Origin of the sequence: uncultured Campylobacter sp., assembly GCF_937997595.1 — a bacterium.
Taxonomy (GTDB): domain Bacteria; phylum Campylobacterota; class Campylobacteria; order Campylobacterales; family Campylobacteraceae; genus Campylobacter_B.
Map to the genome: position 1 here is coordinate 1 of NZ_CALKTS010000058.1, position 23356 is coordinate 23356.

The window sequence follows — 23356 nt, forward strand, 5'->3', positions numbered from 1 at the left end:
AAGGATCAAATTTGAAGACCTTTTTGAAGACCTTGCTTAAAATCATAAAAAACATCTTTAAAGGTATATTTTATATAGTTGTTTTTATAGGTCTTTTTGCCTTGGCGCTCAAAGTTCAGACCGGCAGATTTACATCAACCTCCTCTCACTATACCGTCACTGCAAATACCAAAGTAGATCCTAACTCCGAGCTAGCTAAATATGTAACACAAAAGGAGATAAACGCAGTTGGCTATAGATATTGGGATATAGACGAAGAGGAGGTTAGAGATAACCCCACGATGGAACTTTTACGCAGGAGTTTAAAATCAAAAGATACGGATAAAATTTTAAAATTTATGCAGGATAATAATATAAGCGTAGATACCCCTCTTCATTTCGGCGTTACCCCTTTGATGTACGCTAGCTTTTACGATGACGAAAAGACAGCAAAAAAGCTGATAGAGATGGGTGCCGATCCTCATAAGAAAGATAATTACGAGCTATCTCCTATGGCATACGCTATGGAAAATAACGCCACTAAGTCGGTTAGGCTTTTGCTAGATAGCGGAGTTAAGTTTGACGAAGTAGAGATAGTGCAAGAAACCTACGGCATTAGAGATGTCGAAAATTGGATAGATTCTGTAAGCTTTGACGAAAACGCTACTCCGATCATACATTACCGCACGAAAGAGGTTCTTTTTAGCGGCGGAGGCGAGCCATATTATTTTATCAGCCACCTAGTTAGAAACAATATGTACGATATAATGAAAATGGTGCTAGAGAGTGGTTATAGACCGTATACCTACTCCACTTTCAATATGGGAGAGGTCTCCGTTTCAAATAAACTAGAGGAGATACCGAGCTATAGAAACATAAAGAATACCCATAAAAGATATGGAGTAGAGGAGTTTAGGCTTTATAAATCGGTATATGGCGATCTGCTGGACGTGCCCGAGCCCGGAGCTATGATAGATCTACTTTTGCAATATGATATAGGCGGAATCCCAAACGATGAATTTTTAAAAAGAATGTATGATGATAAATGCTATAAAGAATATAGGTATGATATAGAAAGCGAATATTATAAGAAAGCAACTAAAGCTAGGTTCGAACTTGCTTTTTTACAAAAACATTGTTCCGACAAGAACGCTACCTTTAAAAATATCAAAGAGTATATACTATTTGCGGTAGAGCGGAAAAAAGTTCGCGTGATAGAATTTACGGCAGATGAAAGAAATATAAAAAATCCCAACTTCCATATATCTAAAGAGGAAGTCGAGAGGCTAACTAACGACTATAAAGAATATAAAAGAAATTTATTTAGTAAAGAAGCGGAAGATCAAAAATAATAGGCGGCTAGGCAACTCGCCGCGAAATAATTAAATTTTAAAATTCTATCTAATTAACAAAAGATAAAATTTCGCCGATTTTATCGGTATTGTATTGGGCTTGCGAACTCCGAAAAAGTATAAAAAACTCGAATAGAAAAGTTAAATTTAATCTCTAAATTTACAGCGCTTGCGCGAGTATAAATTTCGCAAAATCTTCGCGGGAGTTCGGGCATTTGCACACTTCGTAGTATTCGTAACCTAGCTCGCGCGCCTGGTCCCGATAAAAAATATCCAGCTCAAAATCGGTCTCGGAGTTATCCACGCAAAACGCGATCGGAAATATGAGCGCTTTTTTGCTCTGCAGATCCCGCAAAACGTCCGCGATATTGGGCTCTAGCCACTTCACGGGGCCAAGGCGCGATTGATACGCCAAGATAATCTCTTTAAATTTAATCCCGCGCGCAGCCAGCAGATCTTTTAAAATTTCCACGTGCGCCTCTACCTGCGCCTCGTATGGATCGCCCGCGGCGATCATTTTTATAGGCAGCGAATGCGCGGAAAATATGAGCGAAATTTGCGAAATTTCATCCGCGCTAAATTTCGCGACGCAGCTTGCGATTAAATTTAGTAAAATTTCGTTGTAAGCGGCGCTGTCGTAGAAGATGTCAATGGTTTTATAATTTTTTATACCGAGCCACTTAAGTGCTGCCTCGGCAGAACACAGGCTCGATTGCACCGTAGTTTTTGAGAAGTGCGGATACAAAGGCATCAAAATTATCTCGTCAAAATCCGCGTATTTTTTAAGCACGTCCTCTGCAAATGGCGGCGTGTAATTCATCGCATAATCGCAAATTAGCTCGTCTATCGGTTTTTCATCCTGAGGCGCCTCGTTTTGCAGCGCCTTGCCCTGCGTCGGGGCGTCTTGCGGCGGCTTGCTCTGCAATGAAATGTCTTGCGACGACTCATTCGCAGCGCCTTCAAATTTTAATCCCGCGCCTAATTTTGCTCGCGCGAGTAAATTTACCCGCTCGCAAAGCGCTTCGGTGATGAAGCATATCGGCGAGCGCCCGCCCAATTTTTCGTAGTTGCTGCGCGCCGATGCGGTTCTGCTTTTTACGATGAGCGCGGCTAAAACGCTTCGCCAAAAATCACTCTTAACGCCCAAAATAAAGGGGTCGTTAAACATATTTTTTAAAAAAACTTCAACCTCGCTCAGATTGTTCGGACCGCCCATGTTGAGCAAAATTAGGGCTTTTTTCATGAGATGATTTCTCTGATTTTTATCGCATCCTCGACGCTTGCAAGACCTGCGTTAGTACTGCTGTCGCACATCGCGCAAAATGCTTCGTGTTCGCGGCGCAGCGAAAAGTCATCGCGATCGACGCGCAGATTTACACGCCCGTCAGGCGTAATTTTAAAAAGAGTTATTGAGATTAGATCGCCGAAATACACACCGCTGTCGGTGCAAATCTCGATACCGTGGCGCCTGATCGGATAGAGATTGGACTGCATTAGCGTGCAATAGCAGCCGCTTTTTGTGTGAAGCGTCGCGCATGCGGCTAGAGTGCGCTCTTTAGAGATATTTTTGCTAAGTTCTATGCAGGCGATCTCGCTGTGAGAAAGCAGCCGCACAAGATCGATATCTCTAAAAAGGGCATTGGCTACGATATCTGCTCTATCATCGTTTGCAAAACCGCTTACGAAGCTCATCGAAAAAATTTTATCCCCCTTGGCAAGCTCGCGTAGCAAGGATACGATTACTGGATTGTAGCGGTCGGAGTAGCCTACGGCTAGGCGCGTGCCGTTAGTGGTGACTGCGTAGTTTATCTCTCTGGCTTCGGCTAGGCTTTGTGCGAGCGGAGATTCTACGAAGATATTTTTGGTAAACGGTAGGCATTTTAAAATCAGCTCTTTATGCGATGGCGGGGGAGCCGTGATGACTACGGCATCGGGCTTGGCGACGTTAAAAAGATCGGTTAGATTATCAAAGATCGGATAGCGCGGGCCGAAATTTTCACTGCTGCCCTTATGATAAAGCGCTACAAGCTCGAAATAATCGCTCCTTCTTAGCTCGCTGAAGTGCTTTTGACCAAGCTCGCCCATACCTATGATCGCTATCTTTTTTTTCATCGTTATGCCCTAAATTTAATCTTTCGCGCCATTATAACTAAGAATGGTTAAAATTTTATAGTTTTTAAAATCTAATTTGGCTAAAATGCGCCTTTAAAATTTAACTTGAAATAGGACAAATCATGGATATTAGAAGCGAATATTTAAATTTCTTTGCAAGCAAGGGGCATCAGATCGTTCCTAGCGCGCCGCTGGTGCCAGATGATGATAGTTTGCTTTTTACGAATGCGGGCATGGTGCCGTTTAAAAGCATATTTACAGGAGCCGTACCGCGCCCGACGCCGCCTATCCGCACGAGCTGTCAGACCTGCATCCGCGCCGGCGGCAAGCACAACGACCTAGACAACGTCGGCTACACCGCGCGCCATCATACGTTTTTTGAGATGCTTGGAAATTTCAGCTTCGGCGAGTATTTTAAAGAGCAGGCGATTGCCTATGCGTGGGAGTTTATCACTGAAATTTTAAAGCTTCCCAAAGAAAAACTCTATGTCACCGTGCATGAGAAAGACGACGAAGCGTTTGGGTTCTGGGCGCGCCACATAGCGCAGGAGCGCATATATCGCTTCGGCGATCACGATAACTTTTGGGCGATGGGCGATACCGGGCCGTGCGGGCCGTGCAGCGAAATTTTTTACGATCAGGGCGAGGAGCATTTTCACTCATCCGAGGATTATATGGGCGGCGACGGTGACCGCTTTTTAGAGATTTGGAATTTAGTTTTCATGCAGTACGAGCGCAGCAAAGACGGCAAGCTTAGCCCGCTTCCAAAGCCTAGCATCGACACGGGCATGGGGCTTGAGCGCGTCACGGCGATCAAAGAGGGCAAATTTAGCAACTACGACAGCTCGCTTTTTATGCCGCTAATCGACGAGGTTGCAAAGCTTTGCGGCAAACCTTACGTTTATGAAAGCGGCGCGAGCTATCGCGTCATCGCCGATCATATCCGCTCGGTTACGTTTTTGCTAGCGCAGGGAACAAATTTTAATCGCGAGGGTAGAGGATATGTTTTGCGTAGAATTCTGCGCCGTGCCGTTCGCCACGGCTATTTGCTCGGTATAAAAGAGCCCTTTATGTATCGCCTCGTGGATAAAGTATGCGAGCTGATGGGTGGGCACTATGCCTATCTGAACGAGAAAAAGCAAGCCGTAAAGGAGCAGATCAAACTCGAAGAGGAGCGGTTTTTCGCCACTTTGGCAAACGGCATCGAGCTTTTTAACGAGGAGCTTGCGCGCACTAAAGAAATTTTTAGCGGCGAGGTCGCGTTTAAGTTATACGATACCTACGGCTTTCCGCTCGATCTGACCGCCGATATGCTGCGCGAGAAAAATTTGCGCGTGGATGAGGCTAAATTTGACGCGCTTATGAGCGAGCAAAGGCAGATAGCTAAAGCCGCATGGAAGGGCAGTGGCGATAAAAACGTCCGTGGCGATTTCAAGGCGCTGCTAGAGAAATTCGGCGAGAATAAATTTAGCGGTTACGAAGAGCTTAGCCGCACGAGCAAGGTTTTAGCACTACTTAACGAGGATTTTGCGGAAGTGGATGAGCTCAAAGCCGGCGATATCGGCTGGGCGATGTTTGATATCACTCCGTTTTATGCACAAAGTGGCGGTCAGACGGGCGATAGCGGCGAAGTGGAGTCCATAGCCGATGTGTTTGATACTCAGAAATTTTATGGGTTAAATTTATCCCACTTGCGCCTTAATCGTAACCTGAAAATCGGCGATATAGTCGGGCTTAAGGTTTCTGAGGAGCGTGAACAGATTGCACGTCATCACAGTGCGACGCACCTTTTGCACGCGGCGCTTCGTGCGGTGCTAGGGGCTCATATCGCTCAAGCAGGAAGCTTGGTTGAAGCGGACCGCTTAAGATTTGACTTCTCGCATCCTAAGGCACTTAGCGATGAGGAGCTAGCTAAAATCGAGGAATTTGTAAATAACGCCGTTTGCAAGGGCTGTGCGGCAAAAACTGAGATTATGGATATAGATGACGCTAAAAACAGCGGCGCGATTGCGCTTTTTGGCGAAAAATATGGCTCAAAAGTGCGCGTCGTGAGCTTCGGAGAGATTAGTAAGGAGCTTTGCGGTGGAATTCACGTGCGTAATTTAAGCGAGATAGGACCGTTTTTTATCGTCAAAGAAAGCGGCGTAAGTGCGGGTGTTAGGCGTATCGAGGCAGTTTGTTCGCGCGCCGCTTTAAATTTGGCGCTTCAAAATCGCGCTAAGCTTGCTGAAATTTCTGCGGAGCTAAAAGGGATTGAGCCTCTCCGCGCGATTGAGAAATTAAAAGATGAGATCAGGTCGCTAAAAGATCAGATCAAGCATGCAAGCAGTTCCCATGCACTGGCTTTTCTAAATGTCGGTGATACCAAACTTTGCGTAGCCTCGGTCGAAAGCGGTGATATAAAAACTATGATAGACGAGTTTAAAAATAGCCACGAAAAGGCGGCGATAATGCTGATGCAAGTGGGCACCGACGGCAAAATTTCAATCGCAGCAGGCGTTAAAAACGCGCCTATTAAAGCGGGCGAGTGGGTTAAGCTCGCGGCGCAAATTTTAGGCGGTGGCGGCGGCGGACGCGATGATTTTGCGACCGCAGGCGGCAAGGACGTGCTAAAAATCGAAGAAGCGATCAAAGAGGCGATCTCTTACGCAAAAGGTAAAATTTGAACGAAATCGATACCGGCTTCATCAAAGCCTCGCAAATTTTGCCGCTGATTCACATTTTAAGCGTGATTTTTTTGGTCTGCGCGCAGATCTGCGTATTTTTGATCGCGCGGATTTTTATGAATTTAAGCAGTAAAAGCCAAGCAGATGCGAAGGATGTAAAATTTGCAGAAATTTTGCGATATATGAAGCGCTATGAGCAGTTCTTTGCGCTATTTTTGGTGATCGTTTGCGCAAGTGGATTTTTTCTTGCGGACGGCGGAAGTTTTAAATTTTCAGATCCTATGGTAAAAGGTGCGATTGCCACGTTGTGGGCTGGTGCCGGCTTTATACTACTAAATTTTATCTACATGCATTATAAAATTTTATCTTTGAAGCGAGCTTTGGATGCGGGAGATGAGCTTGAGGCGAATGAGCATTTAATCATCGTCGTTAAATATTTCATCCCGCTAAATATCGTAGTCACGCTGATTTGCGTTTATTTGGGCGTGACGGTGGGCGAGTTTTGATGATTTATTTAGCTTCCAGTTCGCCTACTAGAGCGCAAATTCTAAAGGATAACGGCGTAGAATTTACGCAAATTCCTTTTAATTTCGATGAAAGCGGCATTAGTAAGGACGATGCACGCACCTATGCTTACCGCGTTGTCTTGGCCAAGAAAACGCAGTTTTTTAAAATTTATAAAAATTATGATAGAGTGCTGTTTGCCGATAGCTCCGTACTTGCCGGCGGCGAAATTTTAGGCAAGGCGCGGGATGAAGCGGACGCGTTAAGGATGCTGCGGGCTCAAAGCGGTGCTAGCTGCGCCGTTTATACTGCGATGATTTTTTGCAGTAAGGCGCTAGAGCTTTCGGCACTTAGCGTCGCAAGCTTTGAATTCGCAGAATTTAATGAAGCAGATTTAAAAGGCTATATCGCTAGCGGCGATTGGTGCGGCAAGGCGGGTGCGATGAGTATCGAGGGCTTTAATGAAAAATATATCAAAAGCTCGCGTGGGTCAAAATTCACGGCGATGGGGCTTGATCTGGAAATTTTAAAGAGGTTTGTATGGTAAGAGTTTTATTTAGTTTTATTACGGTTTGTGCGTTTGCCGCAGGCGGAATTTTTTTGTATTTTTACTCGCAAATCCGCTTGGAATCGGACTCGATCATCGATTATCATCCCGAGCTTACGACTAAAATTTATGACCGCAACGGCAATTTGATAGCCAATGTTTTTAATGAACAAAATAGAATTTACGTAAAATTCGACGAGATTCCAGGCCGCGTAATCGAGGCGCTCGTAGCTATCGAGGATACGGCGTTTTTCGAACACGGCGGCGTGAATGTCGAGGCGATTTTTAGGGCGATTATTAAGGACGTCAAAGCGATGAAATTTGTCGAAGGAGCTTCCACGATTACGCAGCAGATCACGCGAAATTTAGTTCTTTCGAGCGAAAAGAAGCTTGATCGCAAGATCAAAGAAGCGATCCTATCGCTTAAGATAGAAAACGCCCTAAGTAAGGAACAAATTCTAGAGCGTTACTTCAACGAAGTATATTTCGGGCACGGATATTACGGCATCCGCACGGCGGCTTTAGGATATTTCAAAAAAGATTTGCAAGATTTGAGCCTTAAAGAGATCGCGATTTTAGTGGGCTTGCCGAAAGCTCCTAGCAGCTTTGATCCTACTAAGCACCTGGATTTGTCGCTTTCGCGCGCCAATAACGTGATTTATAGGATGCATGAGCTCGGCTGGATAAATAAGACCGAATATGAGCTTGCGATGAACGAGCAGCCTACGATCTACAACGAAACGCTCACGCAAAACGTAGCGCCGTATGCCGTAGATGAGATCATAAAAGAAGCCGAAAAAATTCTACCGGACGTCCGCACGGGCGGATACCGCATAGATACGAGCCTTGATCTAAAGGCGCAGGCGATGGCGCAAGAGGCATTAGTTTTCGGCTACAATGAAATTTTAAAGCGCAACAAAGACGCCAATGCAAGCAACGTAAACGGCGCTATGGTCGTCACGCATCCACAAAACGGCGAAATTTTAGCCTTAGTAGGCGGCGTGGATTACGCGAAATCAAATTTCAATCGTGCCAGCCAATCCCAGCGCCAAACCGGCTCCAGCTTCAAGCCTTTCGTCTATCAAATCGCCCTTGATATGGGCTACTCGACGATGACCGAAGTTCCCGATATAGCTAGAGAATTCGACGATGGCAGCGATAAAACGTGGAAGCCGAAAAATTACGACAAGACTTACAGCGGCTACATCACGATCAAAGAAGCTTTAACACGCTCACGTAACCTTGCCTCGATCAATCTGATGCAATCTATCGGCGTTGATCGCGCGGTAAAAAAGCTTGGCGAGTTCGGCTTCAAAAACGTCCCGCCCGCCCTGTCGGTGGCTATCGGCAGCTACGGAATTTCGCCGCTTGAATACTCCACTATGTATTCGATGTTCCCGGGGCTTGGGATTACAGCAAAATCAAAATTTATCGTTTCGATTACCGATAAGGACGGCAAAACTCGCTTTATCGAGCCTGAGCGCCGCCGCGTGCTGCGCCCTGAACAGGCATATCTGATGACCACACTACTAAAAAATATCGTGCAGCGCGGCACCGGTACTCGCGCACGCGTACAAGGCATCGACATAGCGGGCAAAACAGGCACCTCAAACGATAGCATAGATGCGTGGTTTTGCGGCTTTACGCCGGATTTGCAGATCATAATCTGGTATGGCAACGACGATTATAAACCTATGCGAAAGGTCGAGGGCGGCGGTCGTACCGCAGCACCGGTGTTTGCAAAATTTTTAGATGCCTATTTAAAAGAATATCCGCAAACCAAACGCAACTTTACCGTTCCGGACGGCGTTTTCAGTCGCTCATACAATGGCAAGGAGGAGTATTACACTAAAATTTCGCCACTTCCTAAACCTCGCGAAAGTAGCAGCGACGGATCGTTTTAAATTTGGATGGAAATCTAAATTTTAATCCGTTTTCGGAAGCCTTGTATGAATTGCGCTTATTACACAAACTATAAATATGCTAATTTTATAGTTTGTTTAGTGTTTGAGGCGATAAAATGCGTAATCATTTTATTTAGGGGTTAAGATTGCAGAATTTAGATTTTGAAAGCAAAAAGATAAGAATAAAAAATACTCGTATAAAATTCGGTAAATTTTTTACGAAATTATGTTTTATATATTTTTTATATTCTCTTAGCGCCTTTATAATTCCTAAAAATATTTTAGATATTTCTCCTGTGTGCTTAAATTTCGTAAATTTTATGAAAAGTTATTTTCCAAATATCGAAATTATCGGTAGTATTAGCCCATACACCCAACTTTCGGAATTTTACGTTAGTATTATGTGGATATATGGGATTATTATTTTTGCGGTTTCTAGCTTATATTTATTGGTTTATTATATTTACTTTTGCAGATATGATGATGATTTTATCTTGGTTGCAAAAAAGAAGCGGGAAAACGATTGCCCGTTTTTGTTACTTCCGTTTATGTTTGGTCTTGGTATTTTTATGTTGGAGGTTTATTATACCGGATATTTTGCAAGTAGCGGTATAAGCATAAGAACAAGCCATTTTATGCCGGAATTTCAAAGTAGATTTTCAATTTTTGGATATATTATTTTCTTTCAATCTGGTTTTTCTCTTTCTGGTTCCGTAATATTAATGTCTGCATTTGAATTTATTTACAAAATATATTTCTATTTAAAAGGAGTGAAAGATGCAGAGCAAAGTCAATGAAAAGAGCGGTGTATTGAATTAAAAATTTGGAGTATTATCGTATGGAATTTCAAAGTTATAAATCTGAAATGCCTCTTTTTATGATCAAAGATTATTGGACTAAAATCAGCACAGAATGCTATTTAATATTAGCTGTATTTTTAGTCATATTTCTATTTTTCTGCAGAGGAAGTGCTTGGGCATATCAATTTTTAGGAGCCATTACTTTTTTGGTGGGAATTTTATTTATTAATAAACATAAATTTTTAAATTTCTATTCCGATAGAATAGAATATAATTCTTTATGCAAAAATTATAACGACGTATATTCGATACATAAAAGTGTAAAGACTTCTAATTTTGATAAAATCGCTATTTATAAATTTTCTGGACTAGTAATTGAAGACGCTTGCAAATACAATGCCAATATAACTAGATTTAAAAAATTTCTCTTGCTAATTTTATCGTACGCTCTGCATCCGATAAATCTTCTTTGCTTCGGTGTACTTAAAATTTTAAGAAGAATAGATAGCATAAATTTAAATGTTCTAATTTTATTAGATAGTACTCATAGTAATTATTTTGCCATCCCATTAACTATGCTAAGTGACTATGAACGAGTAAATTTGAAAAAGTATTTAAAAGACAAACTAAATCTAAATCTTGATAATATTTGAGATCAGGGATAGATTTGTAGATATAAATTTTATATAAAATTTTCTAAATACCTTATTCCAGTATACTTTAATAAATTCCAGCTTAAGCAGATAAATTTTATCTTTTTATTGACGGACCTCAATGCTTATCGAAATTTAAATAGGTAAAATTCTCTCCTAATTTCAGTTAAAGGAGTGAAAATGGCAGAGTATAAAAAGCTCTGGATGACGCTTGTAGCGGTACTCATCGTGGGCTTTAGTTTCTTGGGTTTTTACGGCGGCGAGGTGTATAGGCAGTCTCCGCCAGTGGTAAAATTTACCGATGCTAGTGGAGCTGAGCTAATCAGTACCGAGCGCATTTACCGCGGGCAGGAGGCCTGGCAGAGTATCGGCGGTATGCAGGTGGGCTCGATCTGGGGCCATGGAGCGTATCAGGCGCCTGATTGGAGCGCAGATTGGCTGCATAAGGAGCTGGTTGCGTTTATGGATATCAAGGCGCAGGAGCGTTTCGGCGTGAAATTTGACGCCTTAAATGACGAGCAAAAGGCGCAGATCAAGGCGCTTACCAAGGCCGAGTACCGCACCAATACCGTAAAAGACGGCGCCGTTAAGTTAAGCGACGATCGCTTAAAGGCTATGGCGGTTGTAAAAGACGAGTACATGGGCGTTTTCGGAAACGATCCGCGCTTTAAAAAGCTTCGCGAGGATTACGCGATGAAGGAAAACACGCTCGCAAACGAGCAACACCGCGCCGAGCTCGTGGATTTCATCTTTTGGACTGCGTGGGCGGTTTCTACGGATCGTCCGAGCGGAGAGGCGACCTATACCAATAACTGGCCGCACGAGCCGCTAATAGACAATGTCCCTACCACGGAAAACGTCGTTTGGACGATCGCAAGCCTCGTTATTTTGCTTACCGGCATCGGTCTTTTAGTGTGGTTTGGAAATTTCTACGGCAAAAAGGACGAGGATTTCGAGGCTCCTGCGAAGCTAAACGCCGATCCGATCGCCGCTTTAGCGCTTACGCCGTCGCAAAAGGCGCTCGGCAAGTACCTTTTCGTAGCGATTGCGTTGTTTGCATTTCAAGCCTTCATCGGCGGCTTTGTTGCGCACTATACGATCGAGGGTCAGTCCTTTTTCGGGCTTGATATTTCGCAATATATCCCTTACTCGCTAGCTCGCACCTGGCACGTGCAGGCGTCCATTTTCTGGATCGCTACGGGCTTTTTGGCGGCGGGATTGTTTCTAGCTCCGATCATCAACGGCGGCAAGGATCCTAAATTTCAAAAGCTCGGCGTGGACGTGCTTTTCTACGCGCTTCTTTTCTTGGTCGTCGGCAGCTTCGCGGGCGAATACATGGCGATTGCGGGTAAGATGGATCCAAGCAGCAGTTTCTGGATCGGACATCAAGGATACGAGTATTTAGACCTCGGTAGAATTTGGCAGCTGATACTGTTCGTGGGCCTTGTGATCTGGATGGTACTCGTGCTGCGTGGCTTTATTGCGGGCTTTAGAGCCGAGGGAGATAAGAATTTATTGGCGATCTTTACCGCTTCGGTTATCGCCGTGGGGCTTTTTTACGGCGCGGGTCTATTCTACGGACAGCGCTCGCCGATCCCTGTGATGGAGTACTGGCGCTGGTGGGTCGTGCACCTTTGGGTCGAGGGATTTTTCGAGGTTTTCGCGACGGCGTCTTTGGCGTTCGTGTTTGCGTCCTTGGGCTTAGTAAGCAAGAAATTTGCCACCTACACCTCGATTGCTAGCGCGTCGATTTTCCTAATTGGCGGAATTCCTGGCACCTTCCATCACCTCTATTTTGCGGGCACCACTACGCCGATAATGGCTGTGGGTGCGAGCTTCTCGGCGCTTGAGGTCGTGCCTTTGGTGCTTTTGGGTTCGGAAGCGTTTCATTACTACAAGCTTCAATTCGCGCAGGATTGGGCCAAGCGTCTAAAATGGCCGCTTTACTGCTTCATCGCCGTGGCATTTTGGAATATGCTGGGCGCGGGCGTTTTCGGCTTTTTAATCAACCCGCCGCTTGCGCTATTTTACATCCAGGGCTTAAACACCACCGCGGTGCACGCACATACGGCGCTATTTGGCGTATACGGCTTTTTGGCGCTCGGCTTCGTGTGGCTCGTGGCACTGTATATCTACAGGCAAAAAAGCTTTGACGATACGCTGATGAAGATCGGCTTTTGGGCGCTTAACGCGGGTCTGCTTCTAATGGTGCTGATTTCGCTATTGCCAGTTGGAATTTTGCAGGCATTCGCGGCGATCGACGTGGGTATGTGGTACGCAAGAAGCGCGGAATTCTTGCAAAAAGACAGCCTCTATGGGCTCCGCTGGGCGCGCATCATCGGCGATACAATCTTTTTGGTTGGAAGCGTGTGCTTTTTGCTTCAAATCGTGCGAATGATATTCTCGCGCGCTAAATAGAGCTTTCGAGAGCTTTTATCGCTTGTTTGCCTCGCAGGAATTTTATATTCTTGCGAGGCTTTTTAAATTTAGCGCACTTCGCGCGAGCTTTTTTCCGCAAAGGGAAGCTGCGCGCGAGTCTTTGCCACAGACGATATCCGCGGCTAGTTTTAAATTTAGCCGCAAATCACTCTAAATCTTTAAAATTTTAAAATTTCATCCCTTTAAATTTACCCGAGCCAAATTTTAAATTTGCTACAATTACCGCCGAAATTTCAATCTAAAGGAGCGAAAAATGGGTGTGCGAGAGCAAATTTTAGAAGACATTAAAACGGCGATGAAAAGCGGCGATCACTTCCGCAGAGACAGCCTGCGGATGCTTAACGCCGCGCTTAAGCAGGTCGAGGTGGACGAGCGCATCAGCCTTAGCGACGAGCGCGTCTTTAGTATACTTCAAAGCGAGATCAAGCGCCGAAACGACTCCGTGCAGCAGTATCGCGCGGGCGGTCGCGACGATTTGGCGCAAAAAGAGCAGGGCGAGATCGAGATCATCGCGTCTTATCTGCCCGCGCAGCTAGGCGATGCCGAGCTTGAAGCGCGCGTCGGCTCGCTAATCGCGCAGCTCGGCGCTAGCGGCGCAAAGGATATGGGGCGCGTGATGAAAGCCGCCAAAGAAGCGCTCGGCTCAAGCGTGGACGGTAAGCGCCTAAGCGATGCAGTCAAAGCGGCACTGAAGTAGCCTACGTTTGGAGTTAAATTTAAGTCCGGCTGCGGCTAAATTGTATCGACGTAAAATTTCGCTGTTGAAATTTTTTGAGATAGAGCTTTGGCTGCGGAATTCATACGCTAATTTAAAATTTTAAAGGATCATCATGAAAAAATTTATCGCGGTTTTACTAGCTGTCCTGCTTGTGGGATGCCAGTGCAAACAAAACGTAGTGCCCGGAGCGAATGAAACGCCCGAAAAGATTACGGCATTTTTCATAAACGATGGCAAGGAATACATCGTAGGCGAGAAACTCAGCTATGTCCTAACGAACGGCTCGTCGCTTAAGAATATCTCGGAATTTTACGATGGCGGGTACGCCAAGGGGCTTAAGCGCGAGTTTGTGCAAATCGAAGTAACCGATGCTAAAAACGGCGAGGCGCGCGGCAGCTTCAGTGCATTTTTGAATTCCGCAGCTGGTGCAGATGTCGCCAAAATCAAAGCTCTAGCGAACCGCATCGAAATCGATGAGAAAAAAGGCGAGATCGAGGTTATTTTTAACTTTGATGCGCGAGTAGTGCAGATCAAAAATCTTAACGAAATAATGAAGCCAAGCGATAGGCTGCGCTCCCCGATAGCCGCAAACATCGAGGTTAGGCCTGAACGCTGCGAGGGCAACGCCCTGTTGGATACGCTAGGCATCATCGTGGCTATACCAGTGGTAATCGTGGGCGTAGTGCTATTTCTGCCCGTCGGGGCGATGGAGGCGCTTGCGATGCAGCATAGCCCGCGATAATAAAAGCCGTGGAATTGCGTATCTTGCAGCGAAACTTACAATGTAATGATCGATGAAGCTCGGCGAAATTTGGTATAACTTAGATCGCAAGTTCGATCTATTTATGATCGCATTTTATTTGGCGGCGATGTGGTACGGATTTCTTTTTAGCTTGAATCCGAAAAGCTTAGACGATCTGAAAATCGCAAATGGAATAATCATGGATGTCAGAAGCGATGATGGGCGCGAATATATGCAGATTTTTACGGATGAGCGCAAATTTATCAAAGTCTTTTTAAATGGCGATACGGATAACTTAACCTCTTTTTATAAAAATAAAATTTTGCTCAATGCGGCAATTGTTGAAGCTAATTTTAAGCGCTCAGGAGCGGACGAGTGGCAAGGCGTAAATATCAAGCCTTCTATCTCGCTAATCGCATACGAATGGCTGGAAGGCAAGCGAGTTAAAGCTTGGTATCAAAGCCGTCCGTTTCCGTTTCAGGGTCGCGGCACGGCGTATCAGGTTTTATTTTTGGATTATAATGCGAGCGTCGACCCACCGCAGCGCGAGTATCTGATGAAATTCAGATATGACAAATACGCTACGACGGATGATAAATTTACAGCTATGATATTTGGAGCTTTGACGCTCATTTTTCTTGCGATTATGGCGGGTAAATTTTATCAAGCATGGCGCCAACTGCAATAAACATTGCGCTGCGAAATTTTAATTAGCATCGGATAACCTGAAAACACGGCACGCAGTATTGATACGAAGCATTTTAAAAGGCGCTAGGCTTGCGCTGCGTAATTTATCGCAGATAGCGGCGCGAGCAGGATAAATTTGCAGTGTTAAATTTGAAGCGCTATTAAAATACAGACCGAAACGAGATTTAAAATTTTGATAAATAGCGTGCGCCGAGTTTTGAAATTTTGCGGCTCTAGCTGCGCCAGCTAGCGCTAAATTTTAAATTTAAACTGCGTGAAATTTTAAAATTTAAACTGCGCGAGATTTCAAAATTTCAAAATTTCAAATCTCGCGCTCGTTTAGCAGTATCCATAAAATTCCAAACGCCAAATGGGAGCGAATGGGCTAAAATAGCCCATTTATCAGCCCTTTAATCGCGTCTGATTGCTCCTTTTTCGCGTCGTTTTTGCTGCTATTATCATCCTTTTTCACGCCGAAAAGCTTGTCGATGCCCTTGCCGATCTGCTTGTCGAGTTTGCCCTTTAGATAGTCCGATTGGATATTGTATTTCGGCTCTTTAATCGTGCCGGTGATGTTTATTTCAAGATCGGTTTTTTCGATGTTTGCCTTAACCGGCACCGAAATCGCGCCCGTTTTACTATCCAGCGTGCCGTCCGTTACGTTTAGCTTGCTTTTTTGCGCGCTCATATCGGCGTTGAAATTAATTAAATTCTGCTTGATCGTGCCGTTTACTTTGGCGTCGTTATAGACCTCGCCGCCTAGATCGCGGCCTAAAATTTTGCCGATTTTATCGATCAATCCGCCGCTAGGAAGGCGGCCGTTGTTGATGATCGCGTCGAATTTGCCGCTGTGCGAGTTTGTATTATACGTAAGATTTGCATTGCCCGTGCCGTCGTAGACGTGATCGATATTTAGAAGCGTCGTAAGCTCTTTGACGATAAAATTTTGGATTTTACAATTTGCCTCATCGCCCGCGATCTGTCCGTTCAGCTCACCGCCCGCGACCTTGGAATTTATGGTCGCAAACAGACTCTTGCCGTCATGCGAAAGCTCGCCCGTCGCAGCAATCTTGCCGTTTAGTCTGCGATTTAAGAAAAATTCTAGTCGCTGCAGACTCGGGATCAGCAGCGCGTAGTTTGCCTTAAGCGCTTTGTTTTTAAGCTCATAAGTGCCGTTTAGGCTCTGAAGCTGCGCCAGATCGGAGTTTGCGCTAGCGCTAAAGGTCGCGACTGAGTTTTTGATATTTGTCTGCGCCTGCGCGTCCGCTTTTAGATCATTCGGGAAGTTCTTGCCCGTCGCGCCGTCTAAAAATTTCTTAAAAATCACACCGTTAGCAAGCGAAATTTGCGCCGTGCCGTTGATACCGTCCTTTAAGCTTAACTTCGCATCGCCGTTTATCGTGCCGTTTCCGATCGCGCTGCCGTAAAACAGAGCCGAAAGCACGGCCAGATTTAGATTGCTCGCCTTAAGCTTTAGATCGCTTAAATTTCCGCTCGCATTCAGGTTGCCGCCCATCGCGTTTAGATTTAAGTTTAGATTTTTAAGCTCATTTTGCGCTAAAGCCGCGCTAAGCTCGCCGTTTGCTTTGCCTTGCAGCTTCACTCCCAGGACGTTTTGCAGCGCGGCTAGATCGTTTGCGTTTAGCTTTGCGGACAGCTCGCCGTTTTTGTTTTTCAGATCGTATTTAGCCTCCGCATCCGCTTTAAGCGCGTCTTTAAATGCTGAAATTTGCGAGTTTGAAAGCTCAAGCGTAGAAAAATCGGTCTTTAAATTTCCGTTTGCTTTAACGTCGCCTGAAATTTTGCGCCCGATAAGGCTTTCGAGCTTCGCTAAATCGGGCAAATTCAGATTAAAATCAGAGTTTAAAATTTTGCTTTTCAGATTAAATTCCGATTTTTCGGCGCTGATCTTGCCCAGCGTCGAATCAATTTTGCTTGCTGCTCGCAGGACGTCATTTTGCGCCGTGATGTCCGAGTTTAGCGTGATCTGCACGCCCTTTGGGATGGAGATATTCATATCTTTAAACGCAGATTCGTTTAGGATCAAATTTGAACTCTTGATGCTTGCGTTGCCCTCTGCGCCGCCGCCGCTAGCCTTGATGTCCGAGAGCACATCGATATTTCCTTTGGCGTAGATTGGCAGAGAAGCCACGGCAAAAGCTTTTTCGACGTTTAGGCTCTTAGCGTCGATTTGCAGATCAAGCGGTTTGAGGTCTTTTAAATTTGCTAAAAATTTTACGTTGCTATCAAAAATCCGCCCGCTGCCGTTGATGCCGAATTTGCCAAGATCGCCTAAAATTTGCCCCTTAAGGCTTAGCCCTTCGTCCATTTTTATGCCGAGTTTGGCTAGATCGTGCGCATTTGCGTCGTAGTTAAGATCGAAAGAGCGCGCAAAAAGCGAGTATTTGCCCTTTACGTTTACGTTCGCAGCGTCATTTACGTTGGCGCTGATGTCCAGATCGCCGAAATTTAGATCGAATTTCTCAAGCTTCACGTCAAGGCCGCTTTTTTCTTTGATCAAATTTTCTACGTAAGGCTTGGTGAGATTGTTGCCAAAATCGCTGAAAAATAGGCAGCCTGCGCCTACGATAAGCAGGATTAAAATTCCTGCGATTATGCCGAAAATTTTCATTTCGTCCCCTTAAAATTTAAAATTTGAGGGTATTATAGCCCTTAAAATTTAACGTTTGAAATCTCAATACTTGAGTTTAAATCACTAAAGTTCTATAAAAATTTTTCATAAACTATTGACAAGAATATAAATTTTGCATATAATCTTAGCACTCAAACACATTGAGTGCCAATTTTAGAAAATCACAAATCAAAGAAAGGACTGAAATGAAATTTCAACCACTTGGCAAGCGCGTTCTAATCGAGCGCGAGGAGGAGACCAAAAAGACCGCTTCGGGCATCATCATCCCCGACAATGCTTCAAAAGAGAAGCCTTCGACCGGCAAAATCGTAGCCGTCGGCAGCGAATGTGAAGGCGTCAAAAATGGCGATACCGTAGCGTTTGCAAAATACGCAGGCAGCGAGATTAGCTTAGATGATAAGAAATTTCTTATCTTAAATTTAGAAGACGTTTTAGGCATAATTAAATAAAAAGGATTGAAAATGGCAAAAGAGATTATTTTTTCAGACGACGCAAGAAACAAGCTTTACGCGGGCGTTAGGAAGCTAAACGACGCTGTAAAAGTTACGATGGGACCTCGCGGTCGCAATGTCTTAATCCAAAAGAGCTTCGGCGCTCCGGCGATCACAAAAGACGGCGTAACCGTCGCTAAAGAGATTGAGCTAAAAGATACGCTAGAGAATATGGGCGCTTCTTTGGTGCGCGAAGTAGCGAGTAAGACCAACGATCAGGCAGGCGACGGCACTACTACAGCAACCGTGCTAGCTCACGCGATCTTTAAAGAGGGCCTACGCAACGTAACTGCGGGCGCAAATCCGATCGAAGTTAAGCGCGGTATGGATAAATTTAGCGCTGCGGTTATTGAGGAGCTAAAAAAATCCTCTAAAAAAGTAAGTGGCAAAAAAGAGATCGCTCAGGTTGCTACGATCTCTGCTAATAACGACAGCGCGGTGGGCGATCTGATCGCAGACGCTATGGAAAGAGTCGGCAAGGACGGCGTTATCACGGTAGAAGAGGCAAAATCTATTAACGATGAGTTAAACGTAGTCGAGGGAATGCAGTTTGACCGCGGCTATCTAAGCCCATATTTCATTACAAATGCCGAGAAAATGCTAGTCGAGCTAAGCTCGCCGCTAGTGCTTCTATTTGACAAAAAAATTACAAATTTAAAAGATCTACTTCCGGTTTTGGAGCAGGTTCAAAAAAGCGGCAAACCGCTTCTAATCATCGCCGAGGATATCGAGGGCGAGGCGCTTGCGACCTTGGTCGTAAATAAACTTCGCGGCGTGCTAAACATCTCTGCGGTCAAAGCCCCTGGATTTGGCGATCGCAGAAAGGCGATGCTTGAAGATATCGCGATTTTAACGGGTGGCACCGTCATCAGTGAAGAGCTTGGCAGAACGCTAGAAAGCGCCTCCATGGCTGATCTTGGACAAGCCGAGCGCATCGTGATCGACAAAGATAACACCACTATCGTAGGTGGCGCGGGCAAGAAAAAAGATATCGACGCGCGCGTTTCGCAGATCAAAGCTCAAATAGCCGAGACTACGAGTGATTACGACAAAGAGAAGCTTCAAGAGCGCATGGCCAAGCTTAGCGGCGGCGTCGCGGTCATCAAGGTGGGCGCTGCGACCGAAACCGAGATGAAAGAGAAAAAAGACCGCGTGGACGATGCTCTAAACGCAACCAAAGCAGCCGTAGACGAGGGTATCGTAATCGGCGGCGGCGCTGCGCTAATCAGAGCTGGACTTAGCGTAAAACTAGCCCTAAGCGGCGACGAGCTTATCGGTGCAGACATCGTTAAGCGCGCGCTTTTCGCTCCGCTTCGCCAGATCGCAGAGAATGCGGGATTTGACGCAGGTGTCGTAGCAAATAAGGTCGAGCAGGGCTCAGACAAAAAATTTGGCTTCAACGCCGCAAACGGCGAGTACGTCAATATGTTTGAGGCAGGTATCATCGATCCAGTCAAGGTTGAGCGCATCGCGCTTCAAAATGCGGTCTCCGTCGCAAGCCTACTTCTAACGACCGAAGCGACCGTAAGCGAGATCAAAGAGGAGAAACCTGCAATGCCTCCAATGCCTGATATGGGCGGCATGGGTGGCATGGGCGGAATGATGTAGTCCCATAGGAGCGTCATTCGGCGCTCCTATGCCATTGCAACGGCGTGGTGAGATTTTACGGTGCCCCCGCAATGCCTTTGCGGCGATGCTTTTGCTATGCGCCGTAAAATGAGATGTGCCGCGTTTTGGATATGTCTAAGGCGCGGCGATTTATTATGAATTAGCGATTAAGCGGTGTGATTTTTAGTCACTGCATGATCTTATAAATTTCGTATCTCACCGCAAATTTACGGTTTTGCCGCATTATCCTTTAAAATTAAAAATTTTATCTGAGCTTACTTTTTACCTTAAATTCTGACTTGCCGCTCAAAATCTAAGCGCAGAATTCTAAAACTTTAAAATTTTCAACTATCCCACCTAAACGCTTACAAGATAAAATTTGCTGTGGCGTCATATTTTTAGTGTGATAAAATTCTATTGCCAAACAGAATTCTAGCTGCGGAATTTTTGAAGTTTAGCCTTTATCCAGGTTTTTATTTGGCGATACGGCTTGGAATTAGAGCTGAAATTTAATAGCCTCACTCATTAAATTTAACGCGGCTTAATCTAAGCTTTGCTAAATTTCGCCTAAAATCCATGGAAAGGAAAACGATGAAAAATTTAGCTCGTATTTTTTTAATTGCGTTCATTTTGGCGAGCTTTTCTGGCACTTTTGCCGCGCAGCAAAGCCACAAATCTAAAATTTCATCTCAAAATCTGCGAGCTAAAGATCATTCGAGTAAAAATACCTCGGCAAAATCTCCTGCCGAGCCGCTTGCTAAAAAACCTACAAATGCTAAAAGTCTTTCAAATTCCAAGCTCACAAAAAATACGCGTGCATCTAGGAATTCCGCTAAAAATTTCACGCAAAAAAGTGCGAAAAATTTTACTAAAAATCCTGGGCAAAATTCCGCATCGCATCCTGTGAGAAATAAAGCATCTAGGCTCCCAGCCAATCAATCAAGCAGCCAGAATGAAGCTAGTAAGAGTCTAGTCGCGACGCTGATGCGTTTGCCAAAGACCCGTATCTATGAGGACGAGGCGCCAAGCGCTCGCGATACGGAGCAAACTTACAGAGGCGCAGATATGCGGAGAAGCGTAAGCGCGCAAACTCACGGAGGCGCGGATGAGCAGACTGGCAAAATCGTAGACGCACAAGCTCGCAAATTAATGACGGCTCGAATTGCACAGCCGCAAGCTCGCCACGGCTATAGTGCAACTCGTTCTGGCGCTATGGAGCATACAGCTGCATCTCATTCGAGTGCCACGAAGTATACGGCTCGTCAAAATGCCCGCGCGCCCTATCTTCCCACATCTGCTCGCTCTAGCCGTGCGATAGGGCGCCCTAGCGGTAGCGCGCTTAGTAAGATGTCGTCGCCAAAGCGGGGTAATGCGCTAGGGCAAGGTGCTGCGATGCGTTATGATGAGCGTTGGGCGAAGCCCGCTCCACAGCCTTACGAGCCTGCGCCTGAGACCGAGAAAAAGCGCGGGCTGATATTTTCGTCGCAGTGGGGCCCCACCGCGCCTAAAAGTAAGTGGCAGCAGCACGAAGCCCCGACGGATGACGCTTCGTCGCGCAATGAGTCGGTGATGGATATGCTGCAGGACAAGATGAGCAGGGTCAAGGTGAATATGGAGCTAGTGCGCTAGCCTAGGCGGCACGCCGGCGCAATTTATATGCGTAGGCGGTTTAAATTTTGCTGCCTCTATAAGATCGCGATACTGGCGCGGTGTGCAAAACACGAACGGCTGACGTTTTTTTCGGCTTTGCCGCCGTGCGAAACAATGCCCTAATGCTGCAATTAAAGATAGAATGTTCATATTTCATCTACTTGCTTTGAATTTCACGGCTGCATGCCGCGCTGCTAGGATAAACCATACTGCACTCGTTTTGCGCGAGTGAGCGCTGCGACGATACTGTGGGTAAAATTTCGCGGAAATTTCAAAAGCTTAATTTTGTAATTTTATGTCGCAGGACTTCGCTTGCCTGCTAAGTTTGCGGAATTTTGCTTGGCTACGTGGTTTATTAAATTTCGCTTGCCATCAAAATTTTGTAGAGTTTCGCTTGTTGCTGGAATTTTTAGAATTTTATTAGATGGCGGAATTTTATAGACTTTATTCGCTCAAATTTCGCGGCGAAATGAAATTTTTTGCAAGCGTAAAAGTAAAATTTAGCGAGTGAAATTTTGCAGGCAAAATTCTACGGCGGCTGGCAAACGCGAATTATTAAATTTTAACCCCGTTTTGAATAAAATAGCGCAAAAAATTCTAAAGGCTTAAATTTGAAAAATCGCTATCCGACCCGCCAAATCTCTGTCGGCTCCGTCAAAATCGGCGGCGGCGCGCCCATCTCCGTGCAGTCGATGAGCTTTTCTAAAACGAAGGATGTGGAGGGCACGCTAGAGCAGATAAACCGCCTGTATTTCGCGGGCTGCGACATCGTGCGCTGCGCGGTGCTTGATAAGCAGGATGCGGACGCGCTCGCGCGGATCAAAAAAAGCTCGCCGCTTCCCATCGTAGCGGACATCCATTTTAATTTTCGCTTGGCGCTGCAGGTCGCGGAGTTTGTCGATGCCATCCGCATCAATCCCGGCAATATCGGCGGCAAGGAGCGTATCAAAGAGGTCGTGCGCGCGTGCAAAGCTCGCAGCCTGCCTATCCGTATCGGCGTAAATTTGGGCTCTTTGGAGGAGCAGTTTGAGCAAAAATACGGCCGCAGCGTGGAGGCGATGGTGCAAAGCGCGCTGTATAACGCCGCGCTGCTGCAGGATGAGGACTTTAGCGACATTGCGATCTCGCTTAAAACTTCGGATGCGCCGAGCACGGTGGCTGCGTATCGCGCGCTGCGCCCGCTATGCGAGTATCCTTTTCATCTGGGCGTGACTGAGGCGGGGACGAAATTTCACGCGAGCATCAAGAGCGCGATCGCGCTTGGTACGCTTCTAATGGAGGGGATCGGCGATACGATGCGCGTGAGCATCACGGGCGAGCTTGAGGAGGAGATCCGCGTCGCGCGCGCGATCCTACAGGACGCGGGCGTGCAAAAAAGCGGGGTCAATATCATCTCGTGCCCTACCTGCGGGCGTTTGCAAAGCGACCTGCTAAGCGCGATCAAAATCGTCGAAGAAAAAACTGCGCATATCAAAACGCCGCTAAATATCAGCGTCATGGGCTGCGTCGTAAATGCGATCGGCGAGGCGAAGGGCGCGGACGTGGCGATCGCGTTCGGCAACGGGCGCGGCATCGTGATGCGCCACGGCGAGGTGGTCGCTAAACTCGATGAGAGCAAGCTTGTGGAGCGGTTTTTGCAAGAGGTCGAGGACGAGGTGCGGGCTCGCGAAGGAGCGTGAGAGCTGCGGAGCGTCTAGCCGGTTAAAGCGGTTAAAAGCCGCTACGGCGCGCGGCTCAGCCTCGCGGCTCGGCGTTTCAGCGCGCTGGACTCACTGCGGTTCGTTTAGGCTCATCAATACAGCGTGTCTTGGCGTAAAATTTTAAAATTTAATTCTGAGGCAGCGCTTTTAA

Annotated in this window: 18 protein-coding genes; 15 read left to right on the top strand and 3 right to left on the bottom strand. The window is 45.9% G+C overall.

The window, feature by feature from the left end; all coding sequences use genetic code 11:
• Positions 1-1331 (top strand): ankyrin repeat domain-containing protein (locus Q0614_RS01760; RefSeq protein WP_366125036.1); only part of this gene is annotated, 1331 nt, incomplete at its 5' end.
• Between the two features lie 160 nt (positions 1332-1491).
• Here Q0614_RS01760 and hemH read toward each other — a convergent pair.
• The gene (gene hemH / locus Q0614_RS01765; protein WP_298786099.1) at positions 1492-2574 is read right to left on the bottom strand and encodes a ferrochelatase; all 1083 of its coding nucleotides are present in this window, start codon (positions 2572-2574) and stop codon (positions 1492-1494) included.
• Positions 2571-3443 (bottom strand): Gfo/Idh/MocA family oxidoreductase, encoded by an 873-nt coding sequence (locus tag Q0614_RS01770; protein WP_040304050.1) that lies wholly within the window; start codon positions 3441-3443, stop codon positions 2571-2573. The genes hemH and Q0614_RS01770 overlap by 4 nt, the downstream gene beginning before the upstream one ends.
• Positions 3444-3565: 122 nt before the next feature.
• Here Q0614_RS01770 and alaS point away from each other — a divergent pair, with 122 nt between their 5' ends.
• The 10 genes from alaS to Q0614_RS01820 all read left to right on the top strand — a co-directional run bounded on the left by alaS (position 3566) and on the right by Q0614_RS01820 (position 15104).
• Positions 3566-6109 carry an alanine--tRNA ligase gene (gene alaS / locus Q0614_RS01775; protein ID WP_298786101.1) on the top strand — a complete coding sequence of 848 codons (2544 nt, stop codon included), beginning with the start codon at positions 3566-3568 and terminating at the stop codon, positions 6107-6109.
• Positions 6106-6615, top strand: coding sequence for a hypothetical protein (locus Q0614_RS01780; protein ID WP_298786103.1), 510 nt, complete (start codon positions 6106-6108; stop codon positions 6613-6615). The genes alaS and Q0614_RS01780 overlap by 4 nt, the downstream gene beginning before the upstream one ends.
• Complete coding sequence (gene maf, locus Q0614_RS01785) at positions 6615-7160, top strand: septum formation inhibitor Maf (protein WP_298786142.1); 546 nt, start codon at positions 6615-6617, stop codon at positions 7158-7160. Before Q0614_RS01780 ends, maf begins: the two co-directional genes overlap by 1 nt.
• On the top strand, positions 7154-9064 hold the full coding sequence (locus tag Q0614_RS01790; RefSeq protein WP_298786105.1) for a PBP1A family penicillin-binding protein: 1911 nt from the start codon (positions 7154-7156) through the stop codon (positions 9062-9064). The genes maf and Q0614_RS01790 overlap by 7 nt, the downstream gene beginning before the upstream one ends.
• Positions 9065-9210: 146 nt before the next feature.
• On the top strand, positions 9211-9861 hold the full coding sequence (locus Q0614_RS01795; RefSeq protein ID WP_298786107.1) for a hypothetical protein: 651 nt from the start codon (positions 9211-9213) through the stop codon (positions 9859-9861).
• A gap of 41 nt (positions 9862-9902) precedes the next feature.
• Entirely contained in the window at positions 9903-10517 is a 615-nt protein-coding gene (locus Q0614_RS01800) for a hypothetical protein (RefSeq protein ID WP_298786109.1), read from the top strand.
• A gap of 180 nt (positions 10518-10697) precedes the next feature.
• Complete coding sequence (locus Q0614_RS01805; protein WP_298786111.1) at positions 10698-12935, top strand: nitric-oxide reductase large subunit; 2238 nt, start codon at positions 10698-10700, stop codon at positions 12933-12935.
• A 274-nt stretch (positions 12936-13209) separates the two neighbouring features.
• The gene (locus Q0614_RS01810) at positions 13210-13653 is read left to right on the top strand and encodes a GatB/YqeY domain-containing protein (RefSeq protein WP_298786113.1); all 444 of its coding nucleotides are present in this window, start codon (positions 13210-13212) and stop codon (positions 13651-13653) included.
• 133 nt (positions 13654-13786) lie between these two features.
• Positions 13787-14416, top strand: a complete 630-nt coding sequence (locus Q0614_RS01815) for a hypothetical protein (RefSeq protein WP_298786115.1) — start codon at positions 13787-13789, stop codon at positions 14414-14416.
• A gap of 52 nt (positions 14417-14468) precedes the next feature.
• Entirely contained in the window at positions 14469-15104 is a 636-nt protein-coding gene (locus tag Q0614_RS01820) for a hypothetical protein (protein ID WP_298786118.1), read from the top strand.
• Between the two features lie 384 nt (positions 15105-15488).
• Here Q0614_RS01820 and Q0614_RS01825 read toward each other — a convergent pair whose 3' ends face one another.
• Positions 15489-17735, bottom strand: coding sequence for a hypothetical protein (locus Q0614_RS01825; protein WP_298786122.1), 2247 nt, complete (start codon positions 17733-17735; stop codon positions 15489-15491).
• A 206-nt stretch (positions 17736-17941) separates the two neighbouring features.
• On the opposite strand from Q0614_RS01825, the gene groES reads away from it, so the two are divergent.
• From groES to ispG, 4 genes are all read left to right on the top strand, one after another.
• Positions 17942-18205: a co-chaperone GroES gene (groES, locus tag Q0614_RS01830; RefSeq protein ID WP_295151472.1), complete on the top strand. Its 264-nt coding sequence runs from the start codon at positions 17942-17944 to the stop codon at positions 18203-18205.
• Positions 18206-18217: 12 nt separating this feature from the next.
• Positions 18218-19855 (top strand): chaperonin GroEL, encoded by a 1638-nt coding sequence (gene groL, locus Q0614_RS01835; protein WP_295151473.1) that lies wholly within the window; start codon positions 18218-18220, stop codon positions 19853-19855.
• Between the two features lie 591 nt (positions 19856-20446).
• On the top strand, positions 20447-21484 hold the full coding sequence (locus tag Q0614_RS01840) for a hypothetical protein (protein WP_298786124.1): 1038 nt from the start codon (positions 20447-20449) through the stop codon (positions 21482-21484).
• 632 nt (positions 21485-22116) lie between these two features.
• Positions 22117-23184 (top strand): flavodoxin-dependent (E)-4-hydroxy-3-methylbut-2-enyl-diphosphate synthase, encoded by a 1068-nt coding sequence (ispG, locus tag Q0614_RS01845; protein ID WP_005871706.1) that lies wholly within the window; start codon positions 22117-22119, stop codon positions 23182-23184.
• Positions 23185-23356: the final 172 nt, after the last annotated feature.

Bases quoted from the DNA above. Each gene is read 5' to 3' on its own strand.
- hemH (WP_298786099.1), bottom strand. From the start codon at position 2,574: ATGAAAAAAGCCCTAATTTTGCTCAACATGGGCGGTCCGAACAATCTG.
- Q0614_RS01770 (WP_040304050.1), bottom strand. From the start codon at position 3,443: ATGAAAAAAAAGATAGCGATCATAGGTATGGGCGAGCTTGGTCAAAAG.
- alaS (WP_298786101.1), top strand. From the start codon at position 3,566: ATGGATATTAGAAGCGAATATTTAAATTTCTTTGCAAGCAAGGGGCAT.
- maf (WP_298786142.1), top strand. From the start codon at position 6,615: ATGATTTATTTAGCTTCCAGTTCGCCTACTAGAGCGCAAATTCTAAAG.
- Q0614_RS01790 (WP_298786105.1), top strand. From the start codon at position 7,154: ATGGTAAGAGTTTTATTTAGTTTTATTACGGTTTGTGCGTTTGCCGCA.
- Q0614_RS01800 (WP_298786109.1), top strand. From the start codon at position 9,903: ATGGAATTTCAAAGTTATAAATCTGAAATGCCTCTTTTTATGATCAAA.
- Q0614_RS01805 (WP_298786111.1), top strand. From the start codon at position 10,698: ATGGCAGAGTATAAAAAGCTCTGGATGACGCTTGTAGCGGTACTCATC.
- Q0614_RS01810 (WP_298786113.1), top strand. From the start codon at position 13,210: ATGGGTGTGCGAGAGCAAATTTTAGAAGACATTAAAACGGCGATGAAA.
- Q0614_RS01815 (WP_298786115.1), top strand. From the start codon at position 13,787: ATGAAAAAATTTATCGCGGTTTTACTAGCTGTCCTGCTTGTGGGATGC.
- Q0614_RS01820 (WP_298786118.1), top strand. From the start codon at position 14,469: ATGAAGCTCGGCGAAATTTGGTATAACTTAGATCGCAAGTTCGATCTA.
- Q0614_RS01825 (WP_298786122.1), bottom strand. From the start codon at position 17,735: ATGAAAATTTTCGGCATAATCGCAGGAATTTTAATCCTGCTTATCGTA.
- groES (WP_295151472.1), top strand. From the start codon at position 17,942: ATGAAATTTCAACCACTTGGCAAGCGCGTTCTAATCGAGCGCGAGGAG.
- groL (WP_295151473.1), top strand. From the start codon at position 18,218: ATGGCAAAAGAGATTATTTTTTCAGACGACGCAAGAAACAAGCTTTAC.
- Q0614_RS01840 (WP_298786124.1), top strand. From the start codon at position 20,447: ATGAAAAATTTAGCTCGTATTTTTTTAATTGCGTTCATTTTGGCGAGC.